Here is a 22,167-nt window from a genome sequence, read left to right as displayed (position 1 = left end):
TAACATGGTACAATAAAATTAGTAAATAAACTTTATCGAAAAAAATCGAAACTAAATAAGAATCGAGGCACTTATGAAAGGTTTTCACTTATTCCGATACTTTTTTAAAGAACATTCCTATAAATATATCATTGGTATCATTTTGCTTCTTACAATTAATGGATTATTATTATTGGTTCCTTCTTGGATGGGGGAAGCTATTAATACATTATATGCTGGAAAAGATGGAATTTGGCAGTATGTTTGGTTATTTGTCCTATTAGGTATTGTTATTACTGTGTTAAAATTCATTTCTCGGCACATGCTCTTGGGGTCTATCCGTAACTTCGAGTTTTATTTACGTCGAGAGTTATTTCAACATGCTTTACGGATTCCTACGTCCTATTATGATGAGCATGGTCCAGGGAAGGTTATGGCACTCATGACAAATGATGTCACTTCATTACGTGTGTCTCTGGGATTAGGAGTTATGTTATTTGTGGATGCCTTATTTTTTGGGGTCATTGCATTTTGTATCCTCGTTCAAAAGATGTCTTTATGGTTAGCTGTTGTAACTATATTGCCGATGCCATTCATTGTATATAGTATGTTGAAACTTTCAAAACATCTGCGTATCCGTCAAAAGAAAGCACAAAGTTCTTATAGTGATGTGACGGAATATACACAAGAGCTATTTTTGGGTATGGCGGTAATCCGTGCATTTAATAAAGAACATACAAGTTGGAAACGGTTTACAAATGTGAACAAAACAAACTATGAAAACAATCTAGATGTGGTGCGTATCGATTCCTTATTGACTCCATTGACATATATGGCACCTTTTATTTGTTATGCTCTTAATATGTATGTGAGTGGACAAGCAATTATCAACGGGGAATTAACAGTAGGAGAATTTGTAGCACTTAATGGATATGTCATGCTTGTTATTGGCCCTATTATGGCGATTGGATCTTTAACAACAGTCTTACAAAAAGGGGTTGCTTCATTGGAACGGATGGAAGAGTTCTTTGAACTTCCTCAGGAAGAAATACAAGAAAGAGTAGGGTGCTTACCACTAGAAGATATACATATTCAAGGGTTAAATTTTACCTATCCTGCTAGTAAGGAAGCAATTTTAGAAGATGTAACTATGCATATTCCGAAAGGATCCTTTATTGGTATCGTTGGTGGTCCTGGCTCAGGAAAATCTACTTTATTTAAATTATTATTGGATATTCAGCATGCCCCTAAACATAGTATCTATTTCGGTTCTAGGGATATTCAAGATATTCCGCTCAGTACAATACGACACAGTATTGCTTATGCACCATCTACTCCTTCTTTACTAAGTGTATCCATCCGAGATAATATTCAATTTGGTTATACAAGTGATGAAGGTTCAAGAATAACCATCGAAGAGGCGGCTCAACGAGCGGGGTTGTTCAGAGATTTAGAGGAACGCATTGAAGGTGCACGCAAACATGACAACTTAGAAGAGGGTGGATCCGATGTATCGGGAGGACAACGCCAGCGGATTTCTTTAGCACGTGCATTCTACAAGGATGCTCCCTACCTGTTGCTAGATGATGCTTTCTCAGCGTTAGATGCTCATAGTTTATATCATATTTTAAAAACATTGCGATCTAAGGCAGAACAAACTATTGTATGTATTTCCCAACGCTTAGAGGCTTTAGAAGATGCAGATTGTATTTATGTGTTTCACGAGGGTCATATTGTTGAATCTGGTACACATGCAGAATTATTACAACAAAAAGGTATGTATCATGAGTTGGTGATGTTGCAAAAACAAGGAGATAGCAATGAAAACTAAACAAAAAACAGATTATCATGTGCTATTGCATTTATGCACATTTATCAAACCTTACATTGCTTATCTGTGTCTTGGCATTTGTATGTTGATTTTAGTACTAGGTGTACAGCTTATACGCCCGGTCATCATGAAAGAATTTATCGATGTAGGTGTGGCAACGAAAGACATGGGCCTCATAACGAATTATGCAGTAGCCTATATAGGATTAATCTTATTTGGAATGGTTGCACTAGGTATAGAAAACTATGCATTACAAAGTTTTGGACAACGTATCATCTATGATATTAGAAATAAAATCTTTGAAAATATATTAACTATGAGTCCTAGAGAGTTTACAGCATATCCTGTAGGAAATCTAGTGACACGAGTTACCAACGATACAGAATCGATTCGCACCTTATATACAGAGGTCCTCGTAAAAATAAGTAGTAGTATCTTTCAGATTGTTGGTATTTTGGTGTTTATGTTTCTCATTGATACTACTTTGGCTACCATAATATTATTATTAGTACCTGTTTTCACTGGGGTTATTTTTATCTATCGTAAATATGCTAGAAAGGCTTTCAGAGGTGTTCGTAGTAAAGTAGCTGCATCCAATGCATCTGTGCAGGAAATGTTGAATGCTATTTTGATGATTAAAACCTATGTAGGTGAAATTATCATGGAAAAAAGTTACGATAAGGTAAGTCGAGAGTTTTTAAAAGCAGGTTTATTCGAGGTAAAAACATTTGCTATTTTTAGGCCTATTGTGGATGGTTTATTTTTTGTCGCTCTGATTGCTATTTTTACTGTGACTGGGTATTTTGATTCCATAACTGAAGCGGGCACAGTATTTGCATTCTTACAATATATTAATCGCATTTTTGAACCGATTAAGGAAATTGCAGAAAAATATGGGAATCTACAGTCTGCTTTAGCAGGAGCAGAACGTATTTTACCAATGTTAGAAAATGAAACGAAGAAAATAGAAAAGAATCTTGCAATACCAAAAGAATTTTCTGCGATCCATTCTATCGAGTTTGATCATGTCTATTTCTCCTATGATGGAACAGAAAATTACGTACTGAAAGATATTAATTGGTCTTTACAGGAGGGGGAATTTTTAGGAATAGCAGGTCCATCCGGTGGCGGTAAGTCTACGATGATGCAATTATTACTTGGTTTTGAACGCCCTACCAAAGGATACATTCGAATTAATGGACACGATTTAAGTAGGTTAGACCCAAGAATTATACGCCAATCTATGGGCTATGTATTTCAAGACCCTCATTTATTTAAAGGTTCTGTAGAAGAGAATATTTCCTTATTTGATAGTTCTATTACAGAAGAAATGGTTAAAGAAGCTGTTAAACGAGCTCATTTGGATAGCTCTATACGTCGTTTGGAAGCAGGATATAAAACCCCAGTTGGGTACTTAGGATCCTTGCTTTCACAGGGGCAGCGTCAGCTATTGTCATTGGCTAGAACCTTGGTACAAAATAAGTCATTATTAGTATTCGATGAGGCTACTTCGAATATAGATAGTCACACAGAAGAATTACTGCAACAATCGATTGCAGATATGAAAGGTGAAAAAACAATCATAGCCATAGCACACCGTTTATCAACCTTACGCGATGCTACAAAAATTATTGTCATATCTGATGGTGAAGTTGTAGAACAAGGCGGATTAGAGGAAGTACTTTCTCAAAAAGGTTTGTTTTATCAATTATGGAATGCATAAGGAAAGGGTCATATGGAAGAGATTACTTCACGAGATAATAAAAAAATTAAGCACATTGTGCAATTATATAAGAGAAAATATCGTACTATGCATCAGGAATTTGTAGCTGAAGGATATCGTACAGTCATGGATATGCTGCCTACTGGTACGGTACGGTATGTCATCGTCAATACAGAATCCATAAAACAGGAACAGTTAGATGCATTGCTATCCTTATGTGAAATCTATGAAGTTCAGGTATTTTCCTTTTCAGAAAGCCTATGGAAAGGGATTGAAACAACTGTTCATGGGCAAGGTGTCATTGCTGTTGTATGCCAAAAAATACGACGATTAGAAGATTTTCGAGTAAAAGCGAATGCTCTGTATGTACTTATTGATGGGGTACAAGATCCAGGTAATTTAGGAACTTTAATACGAACTGCTGTAGGTGCTGGGGTGGAGGCAATGTTTTTAACTCCTAATACTGTTGATATATACAATGAAAAAACAGTGCGCAGTACTATGAGTGGGTTATGTAAATTACCGATTTATATAAATGTTACTACGGAAAATATCATTAAACTCAAAGAATCAGGAATCAAACTGTATGGAACTGTGTTGGAAGATAGTGTTGACTATGGACAACCTAGTTATGAAGGGGCAACTATGATTGCTTTAGGAAATGAAGCCAATGGTATATCAGAAAATATATCACAGATAGTTACACAAAGAATTTCAATCCCTATGTATGGTCCCATGGAATCTTTAAATGTTGCTATAGCAGGAGCTTTGTGCATGTATAAAGTACAAGAAAGAAAATTTTGTCTATCCAAACAACAATAATTTTGGTAAAATAATAATACAATTATCCATTTAGTGCGTACAGGAAGGTAACTATGAAACGTCTAATTGTGAATGCAGATGACTTCGGTTTACATCCTCTTATTAATGAAGGAATCTTAGAAAGTCATCAACAAGGAATAGTAACAAGTACGTCTTTATTGGCATCTGGGGACCATTTTGAGGATGCCATATTATTAGCTAAGACAACACCCACATTAGGAGTTGGATTACATGTTTGCTTGGTTGGTGGGCTATCACCAGTTTGTGATCCTAAAGAAGTGCCAAGCTTACTGATTGATGGAAAATTCCCTATGACTCATACAGAATTTATAAAACGTCTCTTCAAAGGGCAAATAAAAGGTTCTGAATTGAGAAAAGAAATTGAAGCACAATTTCAAAAGGTAATATCTACTGGATTACCGATTACTCATGTGGATGGACATCAACATATGCATGTACTGCCACAGGTGTTACCAATGGTGGCAGAACAAATGAAACGCCATGGATTAACTAAGATTCGTATGCCTGATGAAACTCCATTTTTATTGAATGGCGTGTCTTCATTAGGACGTTGGATTGGTAAAGTAGGACTTACAGTCATCACACAACAAGCTTATGCCACATCCCGAGATTTTGGATTTTCATCTCCTTTGTATTTCTGGGGTATGATGAATGGTGGACAGCTTACAGAAGATGCTTTATTAGCAATTTTAGAGAAGGTTGCTAAAAAACAAGGAGTCCATGAAATTATGACACATCCTGGTAAAGATAATCATACACTTCGATCTTTATATGATTGGGGGTATCATTGGGACGAAGAACGATATGCCATGACATCAGCTAGAGTAAAAGAATATGTTGGTACTCATGATATTAGTCTAATCCATTATGGACAATGGACTGAAGGAGACCGTTCATGAGCACCATGGTAAAGCGAGGAATCCTGATTGGATTGTTGCTCTTACTTGTGTCTAGTATAACAATTTATTTTACAATTGATTTAGATTCATTGGCTACGTTAGGTACATTTAACCTTACATCTTTATTGTTAGCCATAGTAGCTCTTGCGTTAGGAATGTACTTTGATGGATTGCGTCTACAACGATTGGTGCGTATGGGGGGATATAGTTTATCTTTAATTGCCATTTTACGAGTTATATTTGGTAATTATTTTATGGCTATGCTTACACCTGGTGCTAGTGGTGGTGCCGTAGCACAGGCTTTAATCTTGCGGTCTTATCACGTGCCTATCGGTAAAGCAGCGCCGATCGTATTAGTGCGGACTGTATTTTCTATTTTATTTCTTATTGTCATGTTACCAATCATATTGGTAACAGAACCTATCGAAGTACCTTATATTACAAACGCTCAATTGTTAGGTATATCAATTTTCGTTGTGATTTCAACATTTATGGGAATGTATCTGCTACAAACGCGACTTATGAAGCAATTAATAACGTGGATATGTAAGATAATGAAAAAAGGAAGCCCCAAAGGATGGCTTATTAAGTTGGATGAATTTAATGGGGGACTTAGTTTATTATATGCAAACCCTATGCAATCTTTTATTGTATTTATTGAGTCTGCATTGAGCTTGCTATTCTTATATGCTATTGCACCAGCTTTGATGTATGCGTTTACTTCAGATATTAGCATTGTTGAAATATTAAATCGCATGATTTTATTAAATTTAATTTTATATTTTGCACCCACACCAGGTGGAACAGGAGTTGCTGAAGGATTATTTGTGTATTTGTTTTCCTCCTTTGTACCAATTGGAACAGTGGGGCTAGTTGCAGTGGCATGGCGGATTGTAGCTGAATATGTTCCTTTTTTTATCGGTATGTACTCTGTATTTACTCTATATGGACAACACATGGCAAGTTCCGTTTCCACTAGTAGTTAAGAGGTGTAATTATGGCTGTGAAAGGCAAGAAAGACAAATTTTATTTAGTGAATGAAGTAATTTTACCAGAAGCGATTAAAAAAACAATTAAAGTAAAATCTATTTTACAATTAGGAGAGGCCAAAACGATTAATGAAGCTGTTGAAAAAATGGATTTGAGTCGTTCTGCCTATTATAAATACAAAGATTATGTATTTCCATTTTATGAACTTTCACAAGGCAAAATTGTGTCGATTAATGCACTGATTTCTAATGAATCTGGTATGCTATCTAATATTTTACGGATCATTGCAGATTATAATGGCAGTGTATTGACAATTAATCAGAATTTGCCTCTACAAGGTGTAGCACATGTGAATATTTCCTTTGAAACAAAGGAATTAACATTACCAGTAGAAGATGTTTTGCACGAAGTACGACAATTAGAGGGAGTTATTAAGGTAGAACTAATTGGTCAAGCCTAGTGCTTAAGGAGATAGAGAATGAAGCAAGGCGTAAAGATTGCCCTATTGGGTTTTGGTACTGTTGGTCAAGGTACTGTTGAATTATTGACCACAAATTTGGAAGTGATTCAACATCGCATCAATGTTCCAGTCATTGTGGACAAGATTTATGTTAGAAATCCAGATAAATATAGTCATGTGACACTACCTACAACGGCTATATTTGTAACAGATTATAAAGAGATTTTAGAGGATTCATCTATAGATATTGTAGTGGAAGTGATGGGTGGTACTACCTTTGCTCGTACCTGTATTGAAGAAGCTATCATTGCAGGCAAACATGTAGTGACTGCGAATAAAGATTTATTAGCAGAGGCTGGCCCTTATTTAATGGAATTAGCTACAAAACATCATGTGGATTTACGCTTTGAAGCGAGTGTGGCAGGGGCGATTCCAATTATCCGCGCCTTATATGATTCTTTTGGTAGTAACCAAATTACTGAAATTATGGGCATTTTAAATGGCACAACTAACTTTATTTTGTCTAAGATGAGTGAAGATGGATTAGGCTATGAAGAAGTCCTAAAAGAAGCACAAGAGCTGGGCTATGCAGAAGCAGATCCTACATCTGATGTAGAAGGCTATGACGCAGCACGTAAATTAGCTATACTAGGTTCTATTGCCTTTAATAAACGTATCTTCTTTGAAGATGTAAGTTGTGAAGGAATTACAAAAATTGATGCTAGTGACATCCAATTTGGTAAAGAGTTTGGTTATACGATTAAATTATTAGGTATTGCGAGAGAAACAAAAAAAGGTTTGTCCTTAAATGTACATCCTGCTTTTATTGCCAACACACATCCATTAGCCTCTGTGCGGGGTTCGTTTAATGCTGTATTCTTACGTGGCAATGGCTTTGATGATGCCATGTTCTACGGTCGTGGAGCTGGTAGTTTACCAACAGGTAGCTCTATCGTAAGTGACGTGATGGAAGTAGCCCGCAATGTGGTGCAAGGCAAAACCGGGGAAATGAAACAATTCTATTATCCTCAAAAAACAATGTATAGTTCTAGCAAAATTGAATCTGCTTATTACATTCGCATGACTGTGGATAACTCTACAGGTGTATTGGCAAAAGTAGCTACCAAATTAGCAGAACAACGCATTTCTGCTCATTCTGTGATTCAACGTAAAGCAGATAATGATACGGCTACATTAGCGATCATTACTTCTAAATGTCCTCATGCATATATTCAAAATTTAATTGATTCTTTTAACCATTTACGTGTCGTTAGAGAAGTGGGTAGTGTTATCCGCATCATGGTTGAATAAAGGAGTGTTCATGAAATCTATTACGGTACAAGTACCGGCTACGAGTGCCAATTGCGGTCCTGGATTTGATTGTCTAGGAGTCGCATTAAATTTGTATAATCTATTTACCTTTGAGCCTGATGAACAGGCCTCATCCAATACGTATACTTTTGAAGGATTTGGGGCAGACTTATTGGAACAGGAAGACCATAGTCAAAATCTAGTGGGTATTGCCATGGAACGAGTATTTAAAGAGGTAAATGCTGCTCCCATTTATGGTCGTATTCATTCGAATACACAAATTCCACCATCAAGAGGTCTTGGTAGTAGTTCTACAGCTATTGTGGGTGGTTTACTATTGGCCAATGCTTATTTGCAAGAACCTTTGAACAAGGACCAATTATTACTCATTGCCAATGATATGGAAGGGCATCCAGATAATGTAGCGCCTGCTATCATGGGAAATTTAGTTTGTGCTGTTGGTGGAAACGATACGGTATACCATTCCCATATCGATGTACCAAGTAATTTAACATTTGCTGTGGTAGTACCGGAAGTCATTGTAGAAACGTCATACGCACGAAGTGTATTACCAACAGAATTAAGTTATAAAGAAGCCGTTGCTAATGTAGGATTTGCTACATTGTTTGTAGGATCTATGATACAAAATCGTATGGATAATTTGTCTGTAGCATTACAGGATTATTTACATGTACCGTATCGTAAAACTTTGATTCCTTATTGTGATGATGTATTTATAGCAGCTAAGGAGAATGGAGCCTATGGGTCAACTATTAGTGGTTCAGGCTCTACCTTAATTGCTTATTGTTCTCCAGAACATGCAGTGACAGTGGCAGATGCCATGAGTTCTGTCTTTATTAATCACGATATTGATTGTCGTCGTTTCGTACTGCATGCAGACCGGGAAGGCGCTAAAGTTGTAAAAATTAAATATGAATAGAAAACTTCATGATTCTTTTAAACTATATGTGATATAATTAAGCAAATACATTCTATAAAATATCTAAGTAGGAGGAATACATGAACAATATAAAAACAGCGGTCTTATTGGCATTACTATCTGGATTATTGATGGTGATTGGTCAAATGATAGGCGGTCACTCTGGGATGATATTGATGTTTATTATTTCCTTAGGGATAAATTTTTATACTTACTGGAATAGCGCGTCTATGGTACTACGGGCTTATGATGCTAGAGAAATTAATGAGCAAAACAATCCTACCATCTTTAATATTGTAAAAAAGCTAGTTCATAATGCTGGGTTACCGATGCCAAAAGTGTATATTATTGAATCAGAGGTACCTAATGCATTCGCTACAGGTCGTGACCCTGAGCATGCAGCAGTAGCAGTGACAACAGGCATCATGAATCTCTTAACAGATGATGAAATTGAAGGTGTACTGGCTCATGAACTCTCTCATGTGAAGCATAGAGATACATTAATTAGTACTATCGCAGCAAGTATGGCAGGATTTATTGCGATGGTGGCGAATATGTTACAATGGGCAGCAATTTTTGGAGGCCGTGATGATGAGGAAAATTCTAATCCTTTAGCATTACTTGGAACTATTATTTTGGCGCCTTTGGCAGCGAGCTTAATTCAAATGGCTATTTCACGCTCTCGTGAATATTTGGCAGATGAAGAAGGGGCGATGATGAGTCGTAAGCCATTATCTTTAGCATCTGCATTGGCCAAAATTGAGCATTATGCTAAATTTGGTGTGCTTCCTGGTCAAAGCGAAAGCCGTGTATCATCTACAGCACACATGTTTATCATTAATCCTTTAAGTGGAATTTCTTCTACTATGACTCAATTATTTAGCACGCATCCATCTACAGAAAGTCGTATTCAACGTTTGCGTGATATAGCGAGTCGCATATAAAGGAAGCAATGCATATCTTATGTTACAGAGATCGTAAGATTTCTAGTTGTTAAGGAGGTATACTATGGCAAAAGTGTACACGAAAACAGGCGATGCAGGTTCTACTGGTTTATATACTGGCGAACGTGTAAGCAAAGCATCTCAACGTGTTTGTACGTACGGAACCATTGACGAGGCGCAAGCCTTTCTTGGAGTAGCTCGTGCGTACTCTGATAAAAAGGTAGTGCAAGACACATTATTGCAACTTGAAAAAGAACTATGGATGATTATGGCTGATATCTCTAGCTTAGGCCAAGCAGCTACTATTACAGATGAGCATGTAAGTAATTTAGAGCATATCATCGACAAGTTCGATGAACAATTAGAGCCACTATCTAAATTTATTCTACCAGGCGATAGTAAAGCATCCAGTTTCTTGCACTTAGGTCGTACCATAGTTCGTCGTGCAGAACGTGACCTATGGAAGTTAGGAGAAACGGAAGAGATTCATATGTCTAATCTTCGCTATTTGAATCGCTTATCCGACTTGCTATTTATCTTAGCTCGCGTAGAAGATGAAGTGAAATAGTTTATGATATAAAAGGAGGTACTCCATGCAGGGTACCTCCTTTTACTATCTCTTAGATTATTTCTATTAAATCTTCTTGGATGTGCTATAATACTATGTATGTAGTTACTGCGATTAATGTTGTACTTCTTGTATATCTACAGTTTTATTTAACACGTCTTCAGGGCTTGGATAGAAGAAATAAATCTGATCGATTTCATTTTTAAATTTCTCTCGGATGTGTACGGATAATAAGGTTTCAAATTGAATGATATCTTCCGATTCCATCACAGCGTCTTCTACCAATACAAATAATTGTGGATCTGCTTTTGGTGCATTCGGTGGTAAACGATCTGGTGAAAGTGGAACATTTACGATAATGCGAACAGAGGCTACATAATTTCCATTTTGATCTTTAATGACTGCTCGGTATGTATTTTCCCATAGAGTGGCCATTAATTGGATGTCTAAGTTTAATAATTCCATAGTTGTCTCCTTCATAATGAATGTATAGTACATATGATAACTGATAGAGGGCAACTTTGTATAGGTATGTTATGAAAAATCGTATAATATTTTGTACAGGTGGTGCCCGTAGTGGCAAAAGTGAGTTTGCAGAAACAATAGCACTGTCAAAGGAAGGGCAAAAAGGATATATTGCTACAGGACGAGCTTATGATGAGGAGATGAAACATCGTATTCATTTACACCAAGAGCGACGAAAAATGATTTGGAACAATTATGAAATTCCTTGTACTGTTAGTGCAGAGATTCTAAAAGTATTAGATGAATGCTCCGTGGTATTAGTAGATTGCTTAACGATGTGGACTACTAATTTATTATTACAAGATGGTGAATTTACTTCTCAGGAAGATGTTAATCAAAGAGAACGTGTGATACTTTCAGAAGTAGAAACCGTACTCAATGTGATTCGCTCGTACAGAGGAGACAATGAAAAAACAGTTATTTTTGTAACTAATGAAATTGGCTTAGGGATTGTGCCAGAGAATCAATTAGCTCGTATTTTTAGAGATATTATGGGACGTGTCAATCGTTTGGTAGCTGCAGAGGCTGATGAAGCGTACATGACAATCAGCGGTATGACAATAGATATAAAAGCATTGGAGGTAAGTAACCATGGCTAAAAAAATTATGTTTCAAGGTACCAGTTCTAATGTGGGTAAAAGTATTTTAGCGACAGCAATGTGTCGGATCTTACACAATAAGGGATATAAAACTGTACCTTTTAAAGCACAAAATATGGCATTAAATTCCTATGTTACGAAAGCAGGGGATGAAATTGGTCGAGCCCAAGTAGCACAAGCGGAAGCAGCAGGTTTAGAACCTATTGTACAAATGAATCCTGTCCTATTGAAACCTACAGGAAATCAGTCCTCTCAAGTCGTATTAATGGGCAAACCGGTAGGTGTGTATAGCGCTAGAGAATACCATACAAAATACTCCTTAACAGCCTTAGATAAAGTAAAAGAAAGTTTACAATATCTTGATGATAATTTCGATATGATTGTTATTGAAGGCGCTGGTAGCCCTGCGGAAGTCAATTTAAAAGCTAATGATATTGTAAACATGCGTGTTGCCAAGTTAGCAAAGGCTCCTGTAATGCTTATTGCAGATATTGATCGTGGTGGTGCTATCGCATCTGTGGTGGGCACTTTAGAATTATTAGAGCCAGATGAAAGAGATCTAGTAAAAGGTATTATCATTAATAAATTCAGAGGTGATGTCACATTATTACAACCTGCATTGGATTTTATTGAAGAAAAAACAGGTAAAAAAGTGGTAGGTGTAGTACCGGCGATAGAAAACCTTGATATTGATGAAGAAGATTCTGTAGCATTAGAAAGTAAATATAGAGGTGTATCAAAAGAGATTACGATTGCGGTGATGCAAACTCCTAAAATTTCCAACTTTACAGACTTTGATGCTCTTGCCTATGAACCAGATGTATCTGTTCGTTTTGTGAAACAAGGGGAGCCAATTGGTCATCCAGATATGGTAATTTTACCAGGCTCTAAAAACACATTAGCTGACTTATCGTATTTGCAGGAGCATGGCTATGATAAAGATATCCACGACTTAGCAAATGCTGGGGTACCTGTATTGGGTATTTGCGGCGGTAATCAAATGCTGGGAGAAATGCTTTATGATCCAGAAGGGATTGAAGGGGATATTCCTGAATTAAAAGGCTTAGGTTTGCTTCCAACAGCTACTACTATGAAAACTGAAAAATTAACACATCAAGTTTGTTTTGATGTAAAGGATTTATCTTTCTTAGGTACTAACTATAGTGGTGAAAATCTTATAGGCTATGAAATCCATATGGGAGATACACAGCCAGTAGGACCAGGAGAACGTTGTTTCCATATTCAAAAGCGTAGTGATGCTAAAGTAGATGTGATCGATGGTTTTGTCACTAGTAATGGTCAAGTGATGGGCACATATATTCACGGTATTTTAGATAATGATGGATTACGTCGCTCAATCCTGAATGCATTGCGTACAAAAAAAGGATTAGAGCCATTAGATATTGTATTCCGCTACTTTGAACATAAAGAAGCTGCCTATAATCGATTAGCTAAGATTGTAGAAGAACATTTAGATATGGATTATATTCAATCATTATGGGAGCAAGACTAATGGAATGGTTTATACACCATCTTCTTTACTTTATTCCTTTAGGGGCTCTTTTGTTAGATACTTTAGTGGGTGACCCTAGAAGTAAATACCATCCTGTTGTTTTAATTGGTAATTGTATTTCTTTCTATGAACATCTATTGTATAAAAAGAATACTAACGCAAGGAATCAAATACTATTAGGGATATCTACTGTATTACTAGTCTTAATGACTGTGATGATCATTGTTACGGGTCTTCTATTTATAGGAGGGACCATACATCCCATCGGCTATTTCATAGTATCTTTATTGTGCCTATACATTGCCATTAGCCCTCGTTGTTTAGCAGAGGCAGGCATAGAAATTGCTAATTTGTTGAGAAAACAAGATATATCTGAAGCACGCCGTAAAGTGGGATGGATTGTAGGTCGTAAGACTAGTGAACTTGATGAAAGCGAAATTACTCGTGCTACGATTGAAACAGTAGCGGAAAATACAGTAGATGGTGTTATTTCTCCTTTATTTTGGTTTGTCCTATTAGGTCCCTGGGGTGCTATTGGATATCGAGCTATTAATACGATGGACTCCATGTTAGGTTATAAAAATGAGCGGTATTTATACTTTGGCCGTTTTGCTGCTCGCTTAGACGATGTGGTGAATTATATTCCTGCACGAATTACTTGCATTTTATTTGTGATAGCCTCATTTCTATGTGGCAAAGATTGGAAATATGCGACTCGTATAGCTTTACGTGATGCACATAAACATCCTAGTCCTAATGGAGGTTATGCAGAGGCTCCTGTAGCAGGGGCTTTACATATTCGGTTAGGTGGACACAATGTGTATCATGATAAAATCACCTTCAGGGCTTATATGGGAGACCCTATAACACCTATGGTAGGGAAACACATTTATCAAACTATCTATTTAATGTATACTGTTTCTATCTTGGGTGTTGCCTTAACAATGGTCAGTACATATGTAATTAATCAATGGTAGGTGGAATATGAAAGGATTTCTTGTAGGACTTCAATTTTTAACACGCTTAAAAATTGTAAACCAAACAGAGTGGAAAGTAGAAGACTTTGGCGCATCCGTTACCTATTTTCCTTTAGTAGGACTTGTCATTGGCGCCTTTATGTGGGCTTTGTACGCCTTGGCAAATCCCTATCTTCCTGTGTCACTGTTGATGCTCATCTTAGTAATCTTTGAATTTCTATTTACTGGTGGACTTCATGCAGATGGATTTATGGATACCTGTGACGGCTTATTTTCAGGGCGTGATCGGGAACGTAAACTAGAGATTATGAAAGATAGCCGTGTGGGAAGTAACGGAGTCGTAGGTTTTGTATTTTTAACTCTCTTAAAATGGCAACTACTAGTTAACTTGCCAATGCAGGTGGTTCCTTTGGTCTTGGTAAGTATGCCTATATTGAGTCGATATACTATGGTCATTAGTATTCAAAAATTTCCTTATGCGAGACCAGAGGGCCTCGGCAAATTTTTTGCAGATAATGCTCCTAAACATGCCACATCGGTAGCAACGATATTGGCCTTATTACCAGTGTTCTTTTATGAATGGTTCTATGTGTATCTATTTGCCATCGCCTTAGCTATGAATCTTATCCTTAATTCCTATGTAACAAAACATTTAGGAGGAACCACAGGGGATACATATGGATTCGTGTGTGAATTATCAGAAGTTTTTATTATTTTAGGTGCAATTATTGTTAGTGTTATATAAATGAAAGGAGGAAGTAGAGTTGGCATTTTATGTAAGAACGCCAGGCACTTGTGGAGAATTTATTCAAGGCTCCATAAAGGGACAACGATTTCTAGTAACATGTCCCATTAATCGCTACTCTTATGCCATTGGTGATGTACAATATGCACTTCCTCTTTCCTCACTTTCTTTACAATCAAAGGCCTACCAAGCTTATATTACTGTTTTAGATATATTGAGAATCGATAGGGCTGTTGCAAAACCTGTATATTTACATTCTGATATTCTGCAAGGAAAAGGATTGGCGTCTAGTAGTGCAGATATTAGTGTAGTGGCTATGGCTACTGCTAAAAGTCATGGTTACGAATTATCTATGAAACAATTGGCCTCAATCTGTTTATCAATCGAACCTACAGATGCACCTTTTTATCCGGGGATTGTGCAGTTTGATTATTTAAATGGTACATGTTGCGAATATTTGGGAACTTGCCCACCAATTCGTATCGTTATGTTTGACGAAGGAGGCACCATTGATACTGTACAGTTTAATCATCAACAGAACTTAGATGCTTTAATTGATGAAAAAGAAGAGTTGATGGTAGAAGCTTTAGCAAAATTTAAAGAAGGTATACATAAGCATAATGTGAAACTTATCGGTGAAGCCTCTACCATTAGTTCTTTTGGTAATCAACGTATTTTGCATAAGACAAATTTATATGAATTACACCAAATTGGAGTAGAGTGTAATGCTATAGGAACGATTATTGCCCATAGTGGAACCGTATTAGGTTTGCTATTTCCCCCGGACTCACCAAGTATTGTACACTGCTTACAACGGGTAAAACAGGAATTGCCAAATCTTACCTTCATGGATATAGTGGAAACTACAAATGAAGGAATTACTTTCATGGAACGATAAAAGAGGTTATTATGGTGAAAACAACAAATGTACATGGTGGTAATGTACATAAAGCGATCCGACTGTTACATACTTCCTTAGATCAGATTTTAGATTTTAGTGCTAATATTAACCTATTAGGGATGAGTAGTAAGGGCTTGGATGCCGTGAAGGACGCATTGCAGGATGTCATTCATTATCCAGATCCAGATATGACTCATCTTTATTCCATCACGTCCGAATTGTGGGATATGCCAAAGGAATGCATCGCTTTTGGTAATGGTGCGGCTGAATTAATCTATGCCATATGCCGATTGCCAAATATAGAAGCTGTATATGTGCCAGCTCCAGGATTTTCAGAGTATAGTCATGGTGCTCATTCTTGTGGATTACCAGTCATAGAATATGAATTATATTTTGATGCGGATACATTTAACTTTTCTTATCCCTTGGAACAAATGTTACATGATTTAAATAAATCTCAGAATTATTTAGTATTTATTGGAAACCCCAATAATCCGTGTGGAACCTTGTGGAAATATGAAAGTCGTGAATTATTTGAAGTATGCAAAAAAAACGGCCATTATCTAGTTTTTGATGAGTCTTTTGTTGATTTTTTAGGGGATGCCTATTCTATGCGAAACTATGTGAAAGAGTATGACAATGTGATTGTTGTACATTCTTTAACTAAGTTTTACGCAGTCCCTGGGTTACGGATTGGGGCGATGATGGCAAATCCTATGGTTATTAACTTTATCAAATCTCAAATCCCATCATGGACTGTAAATCATTTAGCGCAAATATATAGTGAAAAAGCGTTGCAAGATATAGACTATATACAAGAGACTCGAGCAGTGCTAACCGAAGAAAAGAAGTGGCTATATAAGGAGCTCATGCTGATGGACTCTTTACAGTGCATTGAGCCTTCTGTGAATTATATGCTTTGTCACCTAGATGAGCAGTATTCCTTAGATGATATGATTCAGAAGTTATATTATCAATCCATATTAATTCGAGACTGCTCTCACTATACAGGGTTAGGCCTTAATTGGTTTCGGGTGGCTGTCAAAACAAAAGAACAAAATCAACAACTAATACACGCTTTACGATCATATTTTAGATTATAATAGGAGATACTATGATACAAATTTATTTTGTGCGCCATGGCGAAACAGATTGGAACCATTTTGGAAAGCATCAAGGATTCAGTGATATACCTTTAAATGAAAAAGGTATGGTCCAAGCTGTAGATGTGGGTGATGCATTGCAAGATATTCATTTTGATAGAGCTATCGTTTCTGACTTAGTGCGAGCTAGGGTTACGGCTGAAGAAATTTTAAAAGGTCGATATATTCCGACCACTTTCACTGAAGCACTGCGTGAAATTAACTTTGGTGACTGGGAAAGTTTAACCTATTCAGAAATTAATGAACAGTGGCCCGGACAAATTGAAGCCATCTATGAGGATCCATCAGGAAAATCAATCCCTAATGGGGAGACAGTAGAAATAGTGCAGGAACGTGCCTATACTCGTTTGATAGAAGAACTGGCGCGTATGGAGGATGGTGAACGGTTATTGGTAGTTTGTCACGGAGGAACCATACGTACATTATTATGTGCATTAACAGGCATTCCGTTGAACTGTTTATGGCGTTTGGCACAGGGTAATACAGCCGTTAGTGTAGTAGATTTTTGGGGTGACCAATCCCCTTATAATCGTATTTGTGTATTAAATGATACATCGCATACTCATGTGAGAGAAGGTGGTTACGGTGAGGATTGATAAGTTTTTAGCTCATAAGGCTTTTGGTACGAGAAAAGAAGTACATGATTTAATCAAACAGGGTCTTGTAAAGGTAAATGATAGTATTGTTAAGAAAAAAGACATGCATATCAATCCTGATGTAGATGTGGTTACGGTTCAAGATCAAGTTGTACAAGCACAATTAGAATATTATATCAAATTTCACAAACCAGCCGGATATGTAACAGCTGTAGAAGATTCTACAGATCCTACTATCATGGAGTTACTTCCTGAAGAGTTTCAAACTTTGAAGGTATTTCCTGTAGGGCGGCTTGATAAAGATACAGAAGGGTTGCTATTATTAACCAATGATGGACCTTGGGCTCATAAGATTATTCATGGCAAAAAGAATATTGGTAAAACCTACTATGTTGAATATACTGGCACCTTGTCCGAGGAAGGCATTCGTCGCATCCAAGAAGGCATGGTGCTAGGAGATGGTACAGAATGTAAATCAGCACAAATATCTCTTCACAACGATGAGGACGTGATGAATGAGTCTGGTGAAATCATTCACTCCTGTGAGTTGACAATTTATGAAGGAAAATATCATCAAGTGAAACGAATGATTGGTGCTTGTGGTGGTACGGTAACGTATTTACAACGCATTGCTATCGATAGAATTACACTTGACTTTATTGAAGAACTAGGCTCATTCATAGATTTAACAGAGGAAGAAAAAGAAATTGTTTAATCGAATCTATTCAATTTGTCATAACTATACATTATATGGTATCATTAGTTGATGCTTTTTAAGGAGGCGAGATGATGAATGGACTAGTCGCTTTACAAGCATTCCTAACAGAAGAAGCATATGGAGGAGCCATCCTCATTAGTCCTATCAACTTACATTATTTTGCAGGATTTACAGGGACTACTGGAGTGGCATTTGTGACCCCTGACAAAGCCTTTATGATAACGGACAGTCGTTATACAGAACAGGCTAAAGAACAATGTGAAGGGTATGAGGTCATCCAATATACGGGTGATGTGTATGATACAATTAAAACTATATTAGTTTCATCCAACATTGCTTTAACCACATGTTGCTTTGAAGGAAATTATATGAGTGTTGATGTATTTCAAAAAGTTTGTGATACATTACTTGAAACAGAATTTTTATCCTTTGATTTTGCTAGTTTGCGTATGGTTAAACGAGAGGACGAGCTAGAGTGTTTACGACAAGCATTTCGTATCGCCGATGAATCATTTGCGGCTATGTTGCCGAAATTACAGGTGGGGATGACTGAAAATGAGGCTCGTATCATTTTAGAAACTGAAATGTTACAACGTGGTTCCAGAGAGCCATCTTTTACAACCATTGTAGCATCTGGCTATCGTTCTAGTATGCCTCATGGTGTAGCTAGTGATAAAGTTATGGAGCGAGGTGACTTTGTGACCTTTGACTTTGGTGCTATGTATAATGGATATCACTCTGATATGACACGCACTATAGTATTAGGTAAAGCTAGTGATGAACAAAAGAAACTCTATTCTATTGTACTAGAAGCACAAAAACGAGGTGTTGCTTTCATTAAAGAAGGCGTTACCGGTGCTGAAGTAGATGCAGTATGTAGAGACTATATTAAGGAACAAGGTTATGGTTCTAATTTTGGGCATGGTACAGGTCATGGTGTAGGTTTAGATATCCATGAGTTACCGGTAGCATCACCAAGATCTAAAGATATATTAACAGAAAATATGGTAGTCACAGTAGAACCAGGTATTTATTTATCAGGTCATATGGGGCTTCGCATTGAAGATACAGTTATAGTTACTAAGGAGGGTTGTGAAATACTCACAAAAACTCCTAAAGATTTATTAGAACTAGATGTGTAATGGAGGGATTTACAATGATTTCCAGTAATGATTTTCGTCCAGGCGTAACTGTCGAATTAGACGGTAATGTATGGCAAGTAGTTGACTTTCAACATGTTAAACCAGGTAAAGGTGCTGCTTTCGTGCGTGCTAAATTGAAAAATTTACAAACAGGTGCTGTAGTAGAGCGTACTTTCAATGCTGGTGAAAAAGTACCAAAAGCTCATGTTGATCGTCGTCGTATGGCTTTCTTATATGAGTCCGATGGAGCGTATACGTTCATGGACAATGAAACATATGATCAAATTGAGTTAACAATTGACCAATTAGGGGATGCTAAAAACTTCTTATTAGAAAACATGGAAGTATCCATTATGTTCTTCCAAGGCATTGTCATCGGTATCGACTTACCTGTAGCTGTTGAGTTACGCGTAGTTGAAACTGATCCTGGTATCCGTGGCGATACAGCAACTGGTGGTAATAAACCTGCTACATTAGAAACAGGTTATGTTGTAAAAGTACCTTTATTCATCGAAGTAGACGATGTATTGCGTGTAGATACACGTACTGGACAATATATTGAACGTGCTTAAACCACAGATTTGATCTTTTAACAACTAGTATAGTATTGTAATTAAAAGCATTTGTTGGCCTGTGGTAGGACGACAAATGCTTTTTTTGGTAAATATATGGAAGATAATCGCTTTTTTGAAGGACTGATACAGTTCGATAATTCTGTTTATGAAATGATTGCTACCATGACAGCACTAGAAACAAAAGGTGTTGCAGGTATGAGTACAACATTTGGGGATACAGTAAGCAGTTTATTTGGCATAAAAAGTGCCATGGAAGGTGTTAAAGTGCAAGTCTTAGAAGATGGAGCATTACAAGTATCTCTGCATATTGTGGTGTATTATGGGTATCGTGTTCCAGACATAGCATTGCGTTTACAAGAGAGGGTAAAAACTGCTCTTGTATCTATGGCAGATGCTACTGTGAATAGTGTTGATATTTATGTGCAGGATATTATTTTTGAAAGTACCATATCATAGGGGATTTGTATGTCAAATCATTTAGAAATAGAAATTACAGACTCCGTTATTTTAGATGTCACTGCAAGAGTATTGTCATCATTCAACGAAATTCACTCTATGAGTAAACGATTTTTCGATGGTGTTGTAGACGGTATCTCACAAAAGTTTGGTCAAAGAAGTTGGCCTGGAATGAATGTAAAACATAAACGAGATAGTTTTGGAGAGTCTTTCATTGAAATAAATTTATATCTTCGTTTATATTGTGGATTTAATCCATTAGAGGTGGCACGACAAATACAACAACAAGTGCGTCAAGATTTACGAAATATGTTAGACTTATACCGTGTTCGTGTAGATGTGCACATCGACGGCTTAGAAAGAAGGGAACCTAGTCATGAATCATCGTAGGTTAGCGAGAGTATATGCATTTGAAACTCTTTATGCAGATACTTTTTCAAGAGAGACGGCTGATAATACTGTTTTAAATACAACTCATTTGCAAGGAAAAGCCAATCAATTTGCAGAGCAATTAATTACAGGTGTTCGTAGTGAAAAAGAACAATTAGATGCAGCTTTACAAGAATTTTCTCCTAAACGTAAAATGGAACGTTTTCCTAAAGTAGAACTCACCATTTTGCGCATGGCTGCTTGGGAATTATTACATCCGCAAGCGGATACACCAGCTAAGATTGTCATTAATGAAGCTGTTCTATTAGCGAAAGAGTTTGGTGGGTCCACTTCTTATAAATACATTAATGCTATTCTTCATAATTTAGCTACATCGAGACAATAACATGGCCTATTATTTAGGAATAGATACTAGCTGTTATACTACCTCTTGTGCTCTTGTTGATGAAGAAGGTAGACTAGTACAAGAAGTTAGAAAACTATTAGAAGTACCATATGGTAAGCGAGGATTACAACAGTCACAAATGGTGTTCCAACATACTCGAGCTTTAGGTGAACTTATTCAGTCTTTAATGTTAGATAAACCTATTGTAGGTATCGGTGTCAGTGGTTTTCCAAGACGAGAAGAAAACTCTTATATGCCAGCATTCTTAGTAGGACTGAATACAGCGAAATCACTAGGTCATTGTTTACAAATCCCTGTCCATGTTTTCTCACATCAAGAAAACCATATATGGGCAACTTTGCGTGAAATTGGTGAGATTCCAGAAGGGCCTTTTTTAAGTTTACATCTTTCAGGTGGAACTACGGAATTTATTCTTTGTGAACGTATTTATAAAGGTGGCTTTAAAGTGCAAATTGTAGGCGGATCTGATGATATAGCCGGAGGCCAATTGGTGGACCGTCTAGGTGTGTTAATGGGATTAAAATTTCCAGCAGGTCCAAGTATGGAAATATTGGGACGTCGTATTAAATACAATGTAGACTCTGTGCTCCCTGTATCGGTAAAAGAGTCTATTATCAGCTTTGGTGGTCCATACAGTGCTGGACAACGGTGGTGGGAATCATTGCAACATGAACCTATAGATTGGACTGATAGAGAATCGTTTAGTACAGCAAAAAATGCACAAATCTTGGCAGCCTCGGTGTTCCATTGTATTGGGAGTTCCCTAGAAAAAGCGTTATTGTATATTTTAACAAAATATAATATTACAACCTTAGTTACTGCCGGTGGTGTTATGGCTAATACCTATTTACAAGATCGTTTAGTTCATTGGGGACACCATCATAATCTAGATGTATTATGTGTATCATCTAAATATAGTGCAGATAATGCATCAGGTAATGCTTATGGAGCAAAGGTTATTGAAGGAGAATAG

Annotated in this window: 25 protein-coding genes; 24 read left to right on the top strand and 1 reads right to left on the bottom strand. The window is 36.9% G+C overall.

The window, feature by feature from the left end; genetic code table 11:
- Positions 1–73: 73 nt before the first annotated feature.
- From EO117_RS03550 to EO117_RS03505, 10 genes are all read left to right on the top strand, one after another.
- Complete coding sequence (locus EO117_RS03550) at positions 74–1,810, top strand: ABC transporter ATP-binding protein (RefSeq protein WP_126939134.1); 1,737 nt, start codon at positions 74–76, stop codon at positions 1,808–1,810.
- On the top strand, positions 1,800–3,533 hold the full coding sequence (locus tag EO117_RS03545) for an ABC transporter ATP-binding protein (protein WP_126939133.1): 1,734 nt from the start codon (positions 1,800–1,802) through the stop codon (positions 3,531–3,533). The genes EO117_RS03550 and EO117_RS03545 overlap by 11 nt, the downstream gene beginning before the upstream one ends.
- Before the next feature lie 12 nt (positions 3,534–3,545).
- Positions 3,546–4,355 carry an RNA methyltransferase gene (locus EO117_RS03540; RefSeq protein ID WP_126939132.1) on the top strand — a complete coding sequence of 270 codons (810 nt, stop codon included), beginning with the start codon at positions 3,546–3,548 and terminating at the stop codon, positions 4,353–4,355.
- Positions 4,356–4,408: 53 nt separating this feature from the next.
- Positions 4,409–5,275, top strand: a complete 867-nt coding sequence (locus tag EO117_RS03535; RefSeq protein WP_126939131.1) for a ChbG/HpnK family deacetylase — start codon at positions 4,409–4,411, stop codon at positions 5,273–5,275.
- Positions 5,272–6,261 (top strand): lysylphosphatidylglycerol synthase transmembrane domain-containing protein, encoded by a 990-nt coding sequence (locus tag EO117_RS03530; protein ID WP_126939130.1) that lies wholly within the window; start codon positions 5,272–5,274, stop codon positions 6,259–6,261. Before EO117_RS03535 ends, EO117_RS03530 begins: the two co-directional genes overlap by 4 nt.
- An 11-nt stretch (positions 6,262–6,272) precedes the next feature.
- A complete protein-coding gene (locus EO117_RS03525) occupies positions 6,273–6,725 on the top strand; it encodes an ACT domain-containing protein (protein ID WP_062402832.1) in 453 nt (150 codons plus the stop codon).
- A gap of 18 nt (positions 6,726–6,743) precedes the next feature.
- Positions 6,744–8,036, top strand: coding sequence for a homoserine dehydrogenase (locus EO117_RS03520; protein ID WP_126939129.1), 1,293 nt, complete (start codon positions 6,744–6,746; stop codon positions 8,034–8,036).
- A gap of 10 nt (positions 8,037–8,046) precedes the next feature.
- Positions 8,047–8,976, top strand: coding sequence for a homoserine kinase (gene thrB / locus EO117_RS03515; RefSeq protein WP_126939128.1), 930 nt, complete (start codon positions 8,047–8,049; stop codon positions 8,974–8,976).
- Between the two features lie 80 nt (positions 8,977–9,056).
- Positions 9,057–9,920, top strand: coding sequence for a zinc metalloprotease HtpX (gene htpX / locus EO117_RS03510; protein ID WP_126939127.1), 864 nt, complete (start codon positions 9,057–9,059; stop codon positions 9,918–9,920).
- Positions 9,921–9,984: 64 nt separating this feature from the next.
- Positions 9,985–10,488, top strand: a complete 504-nt coding sequence (locus EO117_RS03505) for a cob(I)yrinic acid a,c-diamide adenosyltransferase (protein WP_126939126.1) — start codon at positions 9,985–9,987, stop codon at positions 10,486–10,488.
- 114 nt (positions 10,489–10,602) lie between these two features.
- Here the strand turns inward: EO117_RS03505 and EO117_RS03500 are convergent, their stop codons facing one another.
- Complete coding sequence (locus EO117_RS03500) at positions 10,603–10,953, bottom strand: hypothetical protein (protein ID WP_126939125.1); 351 nt, start codon at positions 10,951–10,953, stop codon at positions 10,603–10,605.
- A gap of 71 nt (positions 10,954–11,024) precedes the next feature.
- Between EO117_RS03500 and cobU the strand changes: the two genes are divergently transcribed.
- The 14 genes from cobU to EO117_RS03430 all read left to right on the top strand — a co-directional run bounded on the left by cobU (position 11,025) and on the right by EO117_RS03430 (position 22,167).
- Positions 11,025–11,612, top strand: coding sequence for a bifunctional adenosylcobinamide kinase/adenosylcobinamide-phosphate guanylyltransferase (gene cobU / locus EO117_RS03495; protein WP_126939124.1), 588 nt, complete (start codon positions 11,025–11,027; stop codon positions 11,610–11,612).
- Positions 11,605–13,125, top strand: coding sequence for a cobyric acid synthase (locus tag EO117_RS03490; RefSeq protein ID WP_126939123.1), 1,521 nt, complete (start codon positions 11,605–11,607; stop codon positions 13,123–13,125). The genes cobU and EO117_RS03490 overlap by 8 nt, the downstream gene beginning before the upstream one ends.
- A complete protein-coding gene (cbiB, locus tag EO117_RS03485) occupies positions 13,125–14,102 on the top strand; it encodes an adenosylcobinamide-phosphate synthase CbiB (protein ID WP_126939122.1) in 978 nt (325 codons plus the stop codon). The genes EO117_RS03490 and cbiB overlap by 1 nt, the downstream gene beginning before the upstream one ends.
- A gap of 7 nt (positions 14,103–14,109) precedes the next feature.
- A complete protein-coding gene (cobS, locus tag EO117_RS03480) occupies positions 14,110–14,847 on the top strand; it encodes an adenosylcobinamide-GDP ribazoletransferase (protein ID WP_126939121.1) in 738 nt (245 codons plus the stop codon).
- 19 nt (positions 14,848–14,866) lie between these two features.
- A complete protein-coding gene (locus EO117_RS03475) occupies positions 14,867–15,745 on the top strand; it encodes a GHMP kinase (RefSeq protein ID WP_126939120.1) in 879 nt (292 codons plus the stop codon).
- Positions 15,746–15,756: 11 nt separating this feature from the next.
- Positions 15,757–16,851: a histidinol-phosphate transaminase gene (locus EO117_RS03470; RefSeq protein ID WP_126939119.1), complete on the top strand. Its 1,095-nt coding sequence runs from the start codon at positions 15,757–15,759 to the stop codon at positions 16,849–16,851.
- An 11-nt stretch (positions 16,852–16,862) separates the two neighbouring features.
- Positions 16,863–17,507, top strand: coding sequence for a histidine phosphatase family protein (locus EO117_RS03465; RefSeq protein WP_126939118.1), 645 nt, complete (start codon positions 16,863–16,865; stop codon positions 17,505–17,507).
- Complete coding sequence (locus EO117_RS03460; protein ID WP_126939117.1) at positions 17,497–18,222, top strand: pseudouridine synthase; 726 nt, start codon at positions 17,497–17,499, stop codon at positions 18,220–18,222. The genes EO117_RS03465 and EO117_RS03460 overlap by 11 nt, the downstream gene beginning before the upstream one ends.
- Positions 18,223–18,296: 74 nt before the next feature.
- A complete protein-coding gene (locus EO117_RS03455) occupies positions 18,297–19,367 on the top strand; it encodes a Xaa-Pro peptidase family protein (protein WP_126939171.1) in 1,071 nt (356 codons plus the stop codon).
- A gap of 14 nt (positions 19,368–19,381) precedes the next feature.
- Entirely contained in the window at positions 19,382–19,939 is a 558-nt protein-coding gene (gene efp / locus EO117_RS03450) for an elongation factor P (RefSeq protein ID WP_126939116.1), read from the top strand.
- Positions 19,940–20,035: 96 nt separating this feature from the next.
- Entirely contained in the window at positions 20,036–20,398 is a 363-nt protein-coding gene (locus EO117_RS03445) for an Asp23/Gls24 family envelope stress response protein (protein WP_126939115.1), read from the top strand.
- A gap of 9 nt (positions 20,399–20,407) precedes the next feature.
- Entirely contained in the window at positions 20,408–20,788 is a 381-nt protein-coding gene (locus EO117_RS03440) for an Asp23/Gls24 family envelope stress response protein (protein ID WP_126939114.1), read from the top strand.
- Entirely contained in the window at positions 20,775–21,173 is a 399-nt protein-coding gene (gene nusB / locus EO117_RS03435) for a transcription antitermination factor NusB (RefSeq protein WP_126939113.1), read from the top strand. Before EO117_RS03440 ends, nusB begins: the two co-directional genes overlap by 14 nt.
- Before the next feature lies 1 nt (position 21,174).
- Entirely contained in the window at positions 21,175–22,167 is a 993-nt protein-coding gene (locus EO117_RS03430) for a metallohydrolase (protein ID WP_126939112.1), read from the top strand.

Origin of the sequence: Veillonella sp. VA142, assembly GCF_003992135.1 — a bacterium.
Classification (GTDB): domain Bacteria; phylum Bacillota; class Negativicutes; order Veillonellales; family Veillonellaceae; genus F0422.
Note: the sequence above shows the minus strand (reverse complement) of the source record. Positions and strands in the feature narration are given on the sequence as shown.

Coding starts and splice junctions, on each gene's coding strand:
- nusB (WP_126939113.1), top strand. CDS start 20,775: ATGAATCATCGTAGGTTAGCGAGAGTATATGCATTTGAAACTCTTTAT.
- efp (WP_126939116.1), top strand. CDS start 19,382: ATGATTTCCAGTAATGATTTTCGTCCAGGCGTAACTGTCGAATTAGAC.
- EO117_RS03465 (WP_126939118.1), top strand. CDS start 16,863: ATGATACAAATTTATTTTGTGCGCCATGGCGAAACAGATTGGAACCAT.
- EO117_RS03505 (WP_126939126.1), top strand. CDS start 9,985: ATGGCAAAAGTGTACACGAAAACAGGCGATGCAGGTTCTACTGGTTTA.
- EO117_RS03525 (WP_062402832.1), top strand. CDS start 6,273: ATGGCTGTGAAAGGCAAGAAAGACAAATTTTATTTAGTGAATGAAGTA.
- thrB (WP_126939128.1), top strand. CDS start 8,047: ATGAAATCTATTACGGTACAAGTACCGGCTACGAGTGCCAATTGCGGT.
- EO117_RS03500 (WP_126939125.1), bottom strand. CDS start 10,953: ATGGAATTATTAAACTTAGACATCCAATTAATGGCCACTCTATGGGAA.
- EO117_RS03530 (WP_126939130.1), top strand. CDS start 5,272: ATGAGCACCATGGTAAAGCGAGGAATCCTGATTGGATTGTTGCTCTTA.
- cbiB (WP_126939122.1), top strand. CDS start 13,125: ATGGAATGGTTTATACACCATCTTCTTTACTTTATTCCTTTAGGGGCT.
- EO117_RS03430 (WP_126939112.1), top strand. CDS start 21,175: ATGGCCTATTATTTAGGAATAGATACTAGCTGTTATACTACCTCTTGT.
- htpX (WP_126939127.1), top strand. CDS start 9,057: ATGAACAATATAAAAACAGCGGTCTTATTGGCATTACTATCTGGATTA.
- EO117_RS03445 (WP_126939115.1), top strand. CDS start 20,036: ATGGAAGATAATCGCTTTTTTGAAGGACTGATACAGTTCGATAATTCT.
- EO117_RS03540 (WP_126939132.1), top strand. CDS start 3,546: ATGGAAGAGATTACTTCACGAGATAATAAAAAAATTAAGCACATTGTG.
- EO117_RS03520 (WP_126939129.1), top strand. CDS start 6,744: ATGAAGCAAGGCGTAAAGATTGCCCTATTGGGTTTTGGTACTGTTGGT.
- EO117_RS03550 (WP_126939134.1), top strand. CDS start 74: ATGAAAGGTTTTCACTTATTCCGATACTTTTTTAAAGAACATTCCTAT.
- EO117_RS03455 (WP_126939171.1), top strand. CDS start 18,297: ATGAATGGACTAGTCGCTTTACAAGCATTCCTAACAGAAGAAGCATAT.
- EO117_RS03470 (WP_126939119.1), top strand. CDS start 15,757: ATGGTGAAAACAACAAATGTACATGGTGGTAATGTACATAAAGCGATC.
- EO117_RS03545 (WP_126939133.1), top strand. CDS start 1,800: ATGAAAACTAAACAAAAAACAGATTATCATGTGCTATTGCATTTATGC.
- EO117_RS03535 (WP_126939131.1), top strand. CDS start 4,409: ATGAAACGTCTAATTGTGAATGCAGATGACTTCGGTTTACATCCTCTT.
- cobS (WP_126939121.1), top strand. CDS start 14,110: ATGAAAGGATTTCTTGTAGGACTTCAATTTTTAACACGCTTAAAAATT.
- EO117_RS03440 (WP_126939114.1), top strand. CDS start 20,408: ATGTCAAATCATTTAGAAATAGAAATTACAGACTCCGTTATTTTAGAT.
- cobU (WP_126939124.1), top strand. CDS start 11,025: ATGAAAAATCGTATAATATTTTGTACAGGTGGTGCCCGTAGTGGCAAA.
- EO117_RS03490 (WP_126939123.1), top strand. CDS start 11,605: ATGGCTAAAAAAATTATGTTTCAAGGTACCAGTTCTAATGTGGGTAAA.